At 63.6% G+C, this 12,161-nt stretch carries 11 protein-coding genes; 4 read left to right on the top strand and 7 right to left on the bottom strand.

Translation table 11 applies throughout. The features are described from left to right. Nucleotide 1 precedes the first annotated feature (1 nt). Complete coding sequence (lipA, locus tag QQ992_RS24950) at nt 2-1,018, top strand: lipoyl synthase (RefSeq protein WP_016712182.1); 1,017 nt, start codon at nt 2-4, stop codon at nt 1,016-1,018. Between the two features lie 86 nt (nt 1,019-1,104). After that, nucleotides 1,105-2,043 (top strand): S66 peptidase family protein, encoded by a 939-nt coding sequence (locus QQ992_RS24945; protein WP_286111426.1) that lies wholly within the window; start codon nt 1,105-1,107, stop codon nt 2,041-2,043. A 147-nt stretch (nt 2,044-2,190) separates the two neighbouring features. On the opposite strand, the gene QQ992_RS24940 is transcribed toward QQ992_RS24945, so the two are convergent. The 5 genes from QQ992_RS24940 to leuS form a co-directional block, all read right to left on the bottom strand. Further along, the gene (locus QQ992_RS24940; RefSeq protein WP_198752391.1) at nt 2,191-3,507 is read right to left on the bottom strand and encodes a lytic murein transglycosylase; all 1,317 of its coding nucleotides are present in this window, start codon (nt 3,505-3,507) and stop codon (nt 2,191-2,193) included. Between the two features lie 60 nt (nt 3,508-3,567). Continuing rightward, nucleotides 3,568-3,732: an alternative ribosome rescue factor ArfA gene (arfA, locus tag QQ992_RS24935; RefSeq protein WP_016712179.1), complete on the bottom strand. Its 165-nt coding sequence runs from the start codon at nt 3,730-3,732 to the stop codon at nt 3,568-3,570. A gap of 132 nt (nt 3,733-3,864) precedes the next feature. Then, nucleotides 3,865-4,902, bottom strand: coding sequence for a DNA polymerase III subunit delta (gene holA, locus QQ992_RS24930; RefSeq protein WP_016712178.1), 1,038 nt, complete (start codon nt 4,900-4,902; stop codon nt 3,865-3,867). A 37-nt stretch (nt 4,903-4,939) separates the two neighbouring features. Beyond that, nucleotides 4,940-5,545, bottom strand: a complete 606-nt coding sequence (locus tag QQ992_RS24925; protein ID WP_060498510.1) for an LPS-assembly lipoprotein LptE — start codon at nt 5,543-5,545, stop codon at nt 4,940-4,942. Nucleotides 5,546-5,606: 61 nt separating this feature from the next. Further along, a complete protein-coding gene (gene leuS, locus QQ992_RS24920; RefSeq protein ID WP_286111423.1) occupies nt 5,607-8,213 on the bottom strand; it encodes a leucine--tRNA ligase in 2,607 nt (868 codons plus the stop codon). A 229-nt stretch (nt 8,214-8,442) separates the two neighbouring features. Between leuS and QQ992_RS24915 the strand changes: the two genes are divergently transcribed. After that, the gene (locus QQ992_RS24915; protein WP_019098017.1) at nt 8,443-8,757 is read left to right on the top strand and encodes a hypothetical protein; all 315 of its coding nucleotides are present in this window, start codon (nt 8,443-8,445) and stop codon (nt 8,755-8,757) included. Nucleotides 8,758-8,892: 135 nt separating this feature from the next. After that, nucleotides 8,893-9,654: a YdcF family protein gene (locus QQ992_RS24910; protein WP_286111422.1), complete on the top strand. Its 762-nt coding sequence runs from the start codon at nt 8,893-8,895 to the stop codon at nt 9,652-9,654. Between the two features lie 125 nt (nt 9,655-9,779). On the opposite strand, the gene lnt is transcribed toward QQ992_RS24910, so the two are convergent. Beyond that, complete coding sequence (gene lnt, locus QQ992_RS24905) at nt 9,780-11,297, bottom strand: apolipoprotein N-acyltransferase (protein WP_286111421.1); 1,518 nt, start codon at nt 11,295-11,297, stop codon at nt 9,780-9,782. 8 nt (nt 11,298-11,305) lie between these two features. Beyond that, nucleotides 11,306-12,145, bottom strand: coding sequence for a CorC family transporter (locus tag QQ992_RS24900; RefSeq protein ID WP_016712172.1), 840 nt, complete (start codon nt 12,143-12,145; stop codon nt 11,306-11,308). Nucleotides 12,146-12,161 lie beyond the last annotated feature (16 nt).

Here is a 12,161-nt window from a genome sequence, read left to right as displayed (position 1 = left end):
TATGACAACTGTGCAAGAAGCCGTGCCGAACCTGATACCCACCCAGGATGTCACCCCGCGCCCAGCGCCGAAGAAGGTGGAAGCTGGGGTAAAACTGCGTGGCGCCGAAAAGGTGGCGCGCATCCCGGTGAAGATCATCCCCACCGAAGAGCTGCCGAAGAAGCCTGACTGGATTCGCGTGCGTATTCCGGTATCGCCCGAGGTAGACCGCATCAAGCAACTGCTGCGCAAGCACAAGCTGCACAGCGTGTGTGAAGAGGCTTCCTGCCCGAACCTGGGCGAGTGCTTCTCGGGTGGTACCGCCACCTTCATGATCATGGGTGACATCTGCACCCGTCGTTGCCCGTTCTGTGACGTGGGCCACGGCCGGCCGAAGCCGCTGGACCTGGACGAGCCGAAAAACCTGGCTGTCGCCATTGCCGACCTGCGCCTGAAGTACGTGGTGATCACCTCGGTGGATCGCGACGACCTGCGTGACGGTGGTGCCCAGCACTTTGCCGACTGCATCCGCGAAATCCGCGCGCTGTCGCCGGGCGTGCAGCTGGAAACCCTGGTGCCGGACTACCGTGGCCGTATGGACGTCGCGCTGGAAATCACCGCGCAAGAGCCACCGGATGTGTTCAACCACAACCTGGAAACCGTGCCGCGCCTGTACAAGGCCGCGCGCCCGGGCTCGGACTACGACTGGTCGCTGGACCTGCTGCAGAAGTTCAAGCAGATGGTCCCGCATGTACCTACCAAGTCGGGCCTGATGCTCGGCCTGGGCGAGACCGACGAGGAAGTGATCGAAGTGATGCACCGCATGCGCGAGCATGACATCGACATGCTCACCCTCGGCCAGTACCTGCAGCCGTCGCGCAGCCACCTGCCGGTGCAGCGTTTCGTGCACCCGGACACCTTCGCCTGGTTCGCCGAGGAAGGTTACAAGATGGGCTTCAAGAACGTCGCCTCCGGCCCGCTGGTGCGTTCTTCGTACCACGCTGACCAGCAGGCCCACGAAGCCAAGATCAAGCTCTGAGCCTGGTCTGAGGCACGCATGCCGATGCACGCCGAAGGGCGGCATCGGCATTTTTGTTTGTGTACCAAGCGCTGCAAGGAGCCGCAATGAACTGCGCCGAAACCTTACGACCGAGCCTGCCAGCCGCGTTGCCGGCTAACGCCTGCTTTGCCATCGTCGCCCCGGCAGGCGCGGCGCGGCTGGATACGCTCAAGGTCAGCCAGTGGTTTGCCGACCGTGGCTACAGCTGCCGCCTTTACCCCGGTGTACACCAGGCCCAGGGCTACCTGGCAGGCTCGGACCAGCAGCGCTTTCAAGACTTGCACGATGCCTTTGCCGATCCGGCCATCGACGCCATCCTGTGCATGCGCGGTGGTTACGGCAGCATGCGCCTGCTTGATCGGCTGGACTTTGACCTGATTCGGCGCAACCCCAAGCCGTTGATCGGCTACAGCGACATTACCGCGCTGCACACGGCGATCTACCGGCATAGCGGGCTGGTTACCTTCCATGGAGGGATGCTCAATGCCGACCTTCTGGGGGCGAAGTTGCCGCCGACCGAGTCGTCGTTGCTGGCGCAGTTGGCTGGGCATGTGCGGGCGGGCGAGCAGATCGTGCACCCGACGGACTATGCCTTGAGCAGTGTATTGGCGGGTGTGGCCAGTGGTCCGCTACTGGGCGGCAACCTGTCGATGCTGGGGGCGACCATGGGGACGCTGGCCGAACTGGATACCCAGGGCTGCATTTTGTTTATCGAGGACGTCAACGAGCCGTTGTACCGGGTGGACCGGCTGCTGACGCAGTTGCGTCTGGCGGGCAAGCTGGAAGGGGTGAAGGGCGTGCTGGTTGGGGATTTTGCCGGCATTACCACGGCGGCGCTGACGCCGTTGTTGGTGGATACCTTTGCCCCGCTGGGTGTGCCGGTGCTGGCGGGGTGGCGCAGCGGGCACTGTGACCCGAATGTGTGCTTGCCGTTAGGGGCGCGGGTCAGATTGGATAGTGATCGGCAGGAATTGGTGTTGGAACAGGATTTGTTCAAGGCTTGAGATTGCCGGGGCTGCTTTGCAGCCCATCGCAGCGGTTCGTCGCCACGACAAGCCAGCTCCTACAGGTACTGCGCAGGCCTTGAGAGCGGCGCGGTCGGTGTAGGAGCTGGCTTGCCTGCGATGGGGCGCGCAGCGGCCCCAAAAATCTCACTGGCTACGCAGGCTCTCAAGCAGCTTGTGGGTCGGATACCCATCCGCCGGCCACCCCAGCCCCTGCTGGGCATTGCGGATAGCCTTGCGGGTATTGGCGCCGATGATGCCATCAGCATTCCCGGCCTCATGCCCGTTGCTGTTCAGCAGGTTCTGCAATTCCATACGCTCGCTGCGGCTCAGCGGCAGGTCTTCCTTCGGCCAGCTGCCGGCAATGAAGCCCCAGCCGCTGAAGCGATCCCCCAGCAAGCTCACCGCCAGCGCGTAGGACGACGAGTTGTTGTACTTGAGGATGGCGCGGAAGTTGTCCAGCACCAGGAACGCCGGGCCACGTGCGCCAGCCGGTAGCAGCAGGGCGGCAGACAGCTGGTTGCTGTTGGCGGGCAACTGAGTGCCTGCAGGCAGCTTCACGCCCATCGCCAGCCACTCGCTCACCGGCTTGCGCAGCGCGCCATCGGCTTGCCAGAAATCGAAACCAGCCGGCACCTGTACCTCGAAGCCCCACGGTTGGCCACGTTTCCAGCCCGAGCTCTGCAGGTAGTGCGCGGTCGAAGCCAGGGCATCCGGTGTGCTGTTCCAGATGTCGCGGCGGCCATCGCCGTCGAAGTCCACGGCATGGGTGTTGTAGGTGGTCGGGATGAACTGGGTCTGGCCCATGGCGCCGGCCCACGAGCCGCGCATGGCTTCAGGCTGGATATCACCATGCTGGATGATCTGCAGCGCAGCGATCAGCTGGTCCTGGGCGAACTGTGGGCGGCGGCCTTCGTAGGCCAGGGTGGCCAGCGAGCGGATCACCGACTTGTTGCCCTGGAACTGACCGAAGTTGCTTTCCATGCCCCATACCGCGACCAGCACCTGGCGGTCCACGCCATAGCGTTGTTCGATGCGTGTCAGCAGCTCGGCATTCTGCTCCAGCAGCTTCTTGCCGTTGCGCACGCGCAGAGGCGACAGGGCGCCTTCGAGGTATTCCCACACCGGGCGGGTGAACTCCGGCTGGCTGCGGTCGGCCTTGATCACGTCCATATCAGGGGTGACGCCGAGGAACGCGCGGTCGAAGGTGCTGGGTGAAATCCCGGCTTGCAGGGCCTGTTGGCGGAAGCCGGCCTGCCACTGGGCGAAGGTTTGCAGAGGCTGGATTTCAGTGCTGACGTCAGGCGTCGCGCCGGGCACGGTTACCACGGGAGCGGGTTGCGCAGGGGCCAGCGGCAGTGCGTCGGCGGCGGTGGGTTTTTCCGCGCAGGCCACAAGCAGGATGAAGCTGGAGGCCGCGATCAGCTGGCGGGTTTCCCAACGGGGGAGAAGACGGAAGAGCATGCACAGATCCAGAATTGCAGGTCAGGTGACGACCATACCATGCCTGCGCTTGCGATGCTTTCATGCAGCCAAAAAGTAGGAAGCCTCCCAATCTCTCGATTGGAAGGCTTCGCGGCGGTAGCTGCCTTTGCCCTTGGCTGGTTGTTCCTGGCGGCAGCGGAACAGCGGTTGGGCGATGATGGACTTGGCCTTGTTGGGGCCGTGCTTTTTCGGCTTTTTGCTCATGGCGGGGTTCCCGGGTTGGGTGGGTTTCGGGGCGCACTTTAGGGCTTGGGCTACCGGGGAGCCAATTGATTGTGTTTATGGTCGACATCATGGCGCTAAGTCAGTGCCGAGAACCGGACCTGTGGGAGCGGGTTATTCCGGAGGTAGCGCCAGACGCTGGCCAGCCATCAGCAGCGACAGCCGAGCCAAACCCGTCCAAGGAGAGCCCTCGGCCTGCCCCTTGATCTGCGCGTCGATCCGCTGGGCATCCTGCAACAGCTGCGCCCAGCGTTGCGCCGACAGGCGCTGCAGGGCTTTGCTGACCAGCGGTCGGCGTTTGTCCCAGATCGGCGGGCGGGCCTGGCTGAAGGCCTTGTCCAGCGGTACACCCTGGCTGAACTGTTGGGCTAGCCCAGCCAGCTGGCGCAGCTCACGGGCCAGGGCCCAGAGGATGACCGGCGGTTCTACCCCCTCGCCACGCAACCCCTCGAGCATACGCAGGGCATGTGCAGCTTCGCCGTTGAGAATGGCGTCCACCAGGCCGAAGACATCGAAGCGGGCGCTATCAGCAACAGCGGCCTGCACGGTTTCCACGGTGATCTGGTTGCCGTCGGCCAGCAGCTTGAGCTTTTCGATTTCCTGCGCGGCTGCCAGCAAGTTGCCTTCCACGCGTGCGGCAATCAGGTCGACAGCGTCACGCTGTGCCGACAGGCCGGCCTGTTGCAGGCGCTGGTTGATCCACTGCGGCAGCTGATGCACGTCCACTGGCCAGATCTGGATGAACTGGCAATGCGCGCCTTCGATCAACGCCTTGCCCCACTTGGTCTTTTGCGCACTACCGTCGAGCTTGGGCAGGCTGACTAGCAGTAGGGTGTCTTCGGCGGGGTTGGCGCAGTATTCCATCAGCGCCGCGGCGCCTTTGTCACCAGGTTTGCCCGAAGGCAGGCGCAGTTCCAGCAGGCGGCGTTGTGCGAACAGGGACAGGCTGGCGCCAGCCTGGAGCAGGGTGCCCCAGTCGAAGTTGGCATCGGCACTGAACACCTGGCGCTCGTCGAAACCTTGCTGACGCGCGGCATTACGAATGGCGTCTGCGGCTTCCTGGCATAGCAACGGGTCGTCACCGCTGACCACGTAGACCGGTGCCAAGGTACCTTGCAGGTGCTTGTTGAGTTGGGCGGGGGCGAGTTTCATGGGAAACAGGGGGCACCCGAAGGTGCCCCGCACGGGCTTAGTTGCCCGGTACTTCCAACGGCGACTGCTGAGGCGTTTCGGCCTGCTGACGGCGGGCAGCTTCCAGCGCGGCGGCTTCGGCCTGGGCGCGTTCGTCGGCTTTGCGTTGCAGTTCGTCCAGCTGGGACGGGCTCAGCATCTGCAGGCGCACGACCATCGCGTTGACCAGATCGCGGCGCATTTCTTCACGGGCGCGGTTGGCTTCCTGCTCGGAACCGGTGATGTTCGAGCCGTCACGCACGTAGATCTTGCGTACTTCCAGCTTGTCGCTCATCAGTTCCAGGTTGTTCAGGCCCTGGATGCTGTAGTTCAGCACCGTGGTCAGCTCGTATTCGGCAGTACGGTTGCCGCTGCTGTAGGTGGCCGAACGCTCGTTTTCCTGCTCGTTGGTCAGCACCAGACGGTAGGGCGCACCGGCGTGTACGTTGACACCGCTACGCTCCAGTACTTCACGCAGCTGGACCACGGTCGGGCCATAGGCGTTGCGCGCGCTGACGTCCATTTCCTTCACGCTCAGCTCGGTAGAGCCGGTGCCGCGCAGCTGGAAACCGCAGGCGCTGAGCATGACCGCCAGGCCGATTACCAGCAAATTGCGTTTGATCATGTTGTTGCTCCCTTGTGGGCCTGTTACGCCCGCCCGCAGTGACTGCGAGCGGGCGCTGCCATCAGTTGGCGACGATGTTGACCAGTTTGCCCGGTACCACGATGACCTTGCGGATGGTCAGGCCATCGATGAAGCGCAGGACGTTCTCGTTGCTGCGGGCAGCGGCTTCGACTTCTTCGCGGCTGGCAGCAGCCGGCATTTCGACCTGGCCACGCAGCTTGCCGTTGACCTGCACCACCAGGGTGATGGTGTCCTGCACCAGCGCTTGTTCGTCGACACTCGGCCAGGCGGCATCGATTACCGAGCCTGGGTGGCCCAGTTGCTGCCACAGTTCGTGGGAGATGTGCGGGGTGATCGGGGCCAGCAGCAGGGTGACGGCTTCAAGGCCTTCCTGCAGCAGTGCGCGGTCCTGTTCGCTGGCCTGCGGGGCCTTCTCCAGTACGTTCATCACGGTCATCACCTGGGCGATGGCGGTGTTGAACTTGTGGTACTGGCCCACGTCGGTGCTGGCCTGCTTGATGGCCGCGTGGATGGCGCGGCGGATGACCTTCTGCGCGTCGTCCAGGGTAGCAACATCCAGCTTGCCAGGCAGACCCTGGCTGACGTGCGCCTGAGCCAGGCGCCAGACGCGGCGCAGGAAGCGGCTGGCACCTTCGACGCCGGAGTCGGACCATTCCAGGCTCATGTCGGGCGGCGAGGCGAACATCATGAACAGGCGGCAGGTGTCGGCACCGTAGGCTTCGATCATCGACTGCGGGTCGACGCCGTTGTTCTTCGATTTCGACATCTTCTCGGTGCCGCCGATTTCCACCGGCAGGCCGTCGGTCTTCAGGCGAGCACCAATGATCTTGGCCTTGGCATCGCGCTCGATCTCGACATCGGCCGGGTTGAACCAGTCCTTGCCGCCGTTGCTGGCCACACGGTAGTAGGTTTCGGCAACGACCATGCCCTGGGTCAGCAGGTTCTTGAACGGCTCGTTCGAGGTAACCAGGCCTTCGTCACGCATCAGCTTGTGGAAGAAGCGCGCGTACAGCAGGTGCAGGATCGCGTGCTCGATACCGCCGATGTACTGGTCGACCGGCAGCCAGTGGTTGGCGGCTTTCGGGTCTACCAGGCCCTTGTCGTAGTTCGGTGAGGCGTAGCGGGCGAAGTACCAGGACGACTCGACGAAGGTGTCCATGGTGTCGGTTTCGCGCTTGGCCGCAGTGCCGCATTTCGGGCAGGTGCACTCATAGAATTCCGGCATGCGCGCCAGCGGCGAGCCAGCGCCATCCGGCACCACGTTCTCGGGCAGGGTGACCGGCAGCTGGTCTTCCGGCACCGGCACGTCGCCGCAGGACGGGCAGTGGATGATCGGGATCGGGCAGCCCCAGTAGCGCTGGCGGCTGATACCCCAGTCACGCAGGCGGAACTGGGTGCGCGACTTGCCCAGTTCCTTGCGGATCAGGGCGGCTTCGATGGCGTCAAAGGCGCCGGCGAAGTCCAGGCCGTCGAACTCGGCGGAGTTGATCAGCTGGCCGTGCTCGCCATAGGCGGCCTGCCACTCGCTGCCCACTTCATCGCCCGCGCTGGTGCGCACCACGGCCTTGACCGGCAGGTTGTACTTGTGGGCGAACTCGAAGTCGCGCTCGTCGTGGGCCGGCACGGCCATCACGGCGCCATCGCCGTAGTGCATCAGCACGTAGTTGGCGACCCATACCGGCAGCTTCTCGCCGGTCAGCGGGTGCTCTACCAGCAGGGAAGTGGCCATGCCTTTCTTCTCCTGGGTGGCCATGTCGGCCTCGGCAACGCTGCCGCTCTTGCACTCGTCGATGAACGCTTGCAGCGCCGGGTTGCCCTGGGCCGCCTGGGTGGCCAGCGGGTGCTCGGCGGCGACGGCGACGTAGGTGGCGCCCATCAGCGTGTCGGGACGGGTGGTGAAGACCTTCAGTGTGCCTTCGTGGCCGATGCTGGCCTGGTCGTACGGGAACTGTACTTCCATGCCGCGCGACTTGCCGATCCAGTTGCGCTGCATGGTCTTGACCTGCTCAGGCCAGCCCGGCAGCTCGTCGAGGCTTTCCAGCAGCTCGTCGGCGTAGTCGGTGATGCGGAAGTAGTACATCGGGATTTCGCGCTTTTCGATCAGCGCGCCCGAACGCCAGCCACGGCCGTCGATGACCTGCTCGTTGGCCAGTACGGTCTGGTCTGCCGGGTCCCAGTTCACGGTACCGTTCTTGCGGTAGATGATGCCTTTCTCGAACAGGCGGGTGAACAGCCACTGCTCCCAACGGTAGTAGTCGGGTTTGCAGGTGGTGACTTCACGTGCCCAGTCGATGGCCAGGCCCAGGCTCTTGAGCTGGGTCTTCATGTAGTCGATGTTTTCGTATGTCCACTTGGCCGGGGCGACGTTGTTTTTCATCGCCGCGTTTTCCGCGGGCATGCCGAATGCGTCCCAGCCCATCGGCTGCAGGACGTTCTTGCCCAGCATGCGCTGGTAACGGGCAATCACGTCGCCGATGGTGTAGTTGCGAACGTGGCCCATGTGTAGCTTGCCGCTCGGGTACGGGAACATCGATAGGCAATAGTAGGTGTCTTTGCCTGGCTGTTCGGTAACAGCGAACGATTGTTGCTCGTCCCAGAACTTCTGGGCGGCGGCTTCGATATCACGGGGCGTGTATTGTTCGTGCATGGCTACTTTTGGCTGAGAGAGAAGAGACCTTGTTCCAGGCAGCGGAACCTCGCTGCGTCCGGCACTCCGGTGTCGTTTAGAGTGAACGCCGTAGCATACAGCAGCGCTGCGCATCGTGGGAAACCTTCGTTGCGAATGGCCGCTGGTCGCAGCACCCGGCTGCTTTTCATGGCGCCGCTAAGCTCAGGTGTGGGGGGAGATATTCTTTATCTTCAATTGAGGTGAACGGATGGGAGAGACGCAGCTACCCGCAATGAAACCGGAGCTTTACGAGCGCCTGATCGACCGGCTTGGCCTGGCACTGGAAGTGGCAAGGACCTCGGTACGATTGCGCGACGAGATGCCAGCCGAGCTGGAGTTGCGTGGCCTGAGCCACGCAGAGTTCGAAGTGATCAAGGCTTACCTGGAATCCCTCCCGGAGCGCCACAATGCCTCTGTCGGCAGTTACCCGCAAGCGGAGCCGACATCGGCCAAGATCATCTGGCTCAAGGACAAGAAACGCCCCGCCAATACGGCGAGATCCAGGACGCTGCCACATCGCTAGCCGTTCAGGACGCCAGGCGCGGGCTATCGCGCGCCGGTTCTTCACTATCACACAACTCACGATCGGCGCCGGCCGCACCCTTGTTGACCGGCGCCGATCCTTCTAGGCTGCACGCCTGCCAAGGAGGTGTGGCCGATGCCGATCCGATTCTTCATCAAACAATGGCTGATGCCGCCGGGCATCCTGTTTCTGCTGCTGCTTGCGGCGTGGTGGCTGCGTGCCCGACGGCCACGGTTGGCGGCGCTGTGCTTTACCGTGGGGCTTGGTGGCCTGTGGCTGATGAGTTTGCCGCTGGTGGTGCAGGAAACCGCCCATAGGCTGGAAAGCGAGCCACCCTTGGCCGTAAACGACTGGACCGCTCTTGCGCGGCGGGCGGATGCCATTGTGGTGCTGGGCGCAGGGCGTGAGCGTGGCGACCCGGCCTGGGGCGGTAGCGACCAGCCCACGGCCACGGCTTTGGAACGTATGCGTTTTGCTGCGCAGTTGGCCAAGGCCTCGGGCTTGCCGGTGCTGACCAGTGGCGGCTTGCACTATGGCACGCCGCCGAGCGAGGCGCAGTTGATGGCGGATCGCCTGCACGAAGACTTTGCTGTTGACGTGAAGTGGCGCGAAGAGGCCAGCCGCACGACCTGGGAAAATGCCCAGTTCACGGCCAAGGTGCTGCAGCCGTTGGGGATTCGCCGTGTGGTGGTGGTGACCCAGGCCTGGCATATGCAGCGCTCGCGCTGGAGTTTCGAGCAGGCGGGGTTCGAGGTGGTGCCGGCGCCAGTGGGGTTCCTGGGGCAGGACCATGCGCGGCCGTTTGGTGGGTTGCTGCCAGAGAGCCGGGCGATGTGGCAGAGCGGGCAGTTGTTTAATGAGGTGGTGGGGTTGGTGGGGTATCGGGTTTTCTATTGAGCCTTGCATCGCCTGTACTGGTCTCTTCGCGGGCAAGCCCGCTCCCACAGTTTTTCACAGACTGGAAGGCATGTGCAGTACCTGTGGGAGCGGGCTTGCCCGCGAAGAGGCCAGTACAGGAAAACTCAGACGGTTTTGGCGATGCGGCCAGCCAGCAACGCCCAGCCCAGCAGCAATGCACAAACAATCGCCAACGGCCACGAACGCCATTGCAGGTAAGGCGTCAGTTGCTGCATCGGCACCACCTCACCATACAGCACCCCCTGCTGGAACTGCGGAATCTGCGTGGTAATACGCCCAAACGGGTCGATCAGCGCAGTCACGCCGTTGTTGGTGGCGCGGATCATCCAGCGTCCGGCTTCCAGCGCGCGCATCTGCGCCATCTGCAGGTGCTGCAACGGGCCGATCGAGGTGCCGAACCAGGTGTCGTTGCTGATGGTCAGCAGCAGGTCGCTGCGTGCCGCCAGGCCAGCGGCAAACTCGGGGTAGACCACTTCGTAGCAGATGTACGGCGCAATCTGGTAACCCTTGGCCTGCAGCAGTGGCTGGTCTTCCGGCCCGCGGGCGAAGTCCGACATGGGCAGGTTGAAGAACTCGATGGCGCCACGCAGCATGTCCTGCAACGGTACGTACTCGCCAAACGGCACCAGCTTCTGCTTGAGGTAGGTGCCGTCACCTTCACCGGTCACTGTGATGCCGTTGTAGTAGCGACGCTGATGGTGCACCACTTCCCGCACTGGCACGCCGGTGATCAGCGCCGAATGCCGCTCGGCAGCAAAACGGCCCATCACGTCGATGTAGCCTTGGGCCTGGTCCTTGAGCACCGGCACCGCCGTTTCTGGCCACACCAGCAAATCCACGGGTTTTGAGCTGAAGCTCAGGTCGCGGTACAGCGCCAGTTGCGCGTCGATGTGCGCAGGGTCCCATTTCAGGTCTTGCTCGACGTTGCCCTGAATGGCCGCCACTTTCAACGGGTCACCTACCGGTTTGGTCCAGGCGTGGCCCTTGAGCGCCAGGCCCAGCGCCCATGGGGCCAACAACAGCAGGCAGCCCACGGCCAGGAACGAGGGGCGGGCACGCAGGCGGTGCAGGTTGCACAGCAGGGCAGCAGTGAGCGCCAGCGTGAAGGAAATCAGCCACACGCCGCCCAGTGGCGCCAGGCCGGCCAGCGGGCCGTCCAGCTGGCTGTAGCCGGCATAAAGCCAAGGGAAACCGGTCAGGAACCAGCCGCGGAAGGCCTCTTGCAGCAGCCACAGCGCCGCGAAGCACAGGGCATCGGCCAGCGGCGCTTCGTTGCGCCGCAGCCAGCGTGCCCACAGCCAGGTGGGCAAGGCAAAGAACCACGCCAGCGCGGCGAAAAACGCCAGCAGCAGCAGAATCGCCAGCAGCGGCGAGGCGCCGCCGTAGGTGTTCATGCTGACGTAAATCCACCAGGTGCCGGCGCCATACAGGCCAAAACCGAACCACCAGCCACGCCACATGGCCTGGCGCGGGCTGAGCTCGCGCAGGCCAAGGTAGAGCATGGCGATGGACAACACGGCCAGCGGCCAGATGTCGAACGGCGCCAGGGCCAGGAGTGTGGAGGCACCGGCCGCCAGGGCCAGCAGGTTACCGGGCCAGCCGGGGCGGGTGATCCAACGCATGTTTGTCCTTAACGGGTGATCGGGGTCAGGCGCAGCAAGTGTATCCGCCGGCTGTCGGCGTTGAGAATACGGAACTTGTAAGACCCGATCTCGGTAGTTTCGTTGCGCTTGGGCAGGTGGCCGAAGGCGCTCATCACCAGGCCGCCGACCGTGTCGAACTCGTCATCGGAGAACTCGCTGTCGAAGAACTCGTTGAAGTTGTCGATCGGGGTAAGCGCCTTCACCAGGAAGTCACCGCTGGGCAGCGGTTTGATGTAGCTGTCTTCCTCGACGTCGTGCTCGTCCTCGATGTCGCCAACGATCTGCTCCAGCACGTCCTCGATGGTCACCAGGCCCGCCACACCGCCGTATTCGTCGATGACGATGGCCATGTGGTTATGGTTGGCACGGAACTCGCGCAGCAACACGTTGAGGCGCTTGGACTCGGGCACGAAGGTGGCCGGGCGCAGCAGGTCCTTGATGTTGAAGCTGTCGCCGTTTTCCTTGAGGATCAGCGGCAGCAGGTCTTTGGCGAGCAGGATCCCGAGTACATCGTCGTGGCTTTCGCCGATCACCGGGTAGCGCGAGTGCGCGGCGTCGATCACCGCCGGCAGAAATTCGCGCGGCGACTGGCTGGCCTTGATGCTGATCATCTGCGAACGCGGGACCATGATGTCGCGAACCTGCAGGTCGGCGACCTGGATGGCGCCTTCGACGATGGTCAGTGCTTCGCTGTCCAGCAGCTTGTTCTGGTGGGCTTCGCGCAGCAGCTCAAGCAGCTCCTGGCGGTTTTTCGGCTCATGGGCAAAAGCCTGGGTCAGTTTACCCAGCCAGGACTTCTGCCCGTTGCTCGATCGATCTTCGCTCATGGCGGTTCTCGTGATC

The sequence above is a fragment of the Pseudomonas kurunegalensis genome (genome assembly GCF_030291635.1).
GTDB classification, from domain to species: Bacteria; Pseudomonadota; Gammaproteobacteria; order Pseudomonadales; family Pseudomonadaceae; genus Aquipseudomonas; species Aquipseudomonas monteilii.
This window is presented reverse-complemented; position numbering and strand designations above follow the sequence as displayed.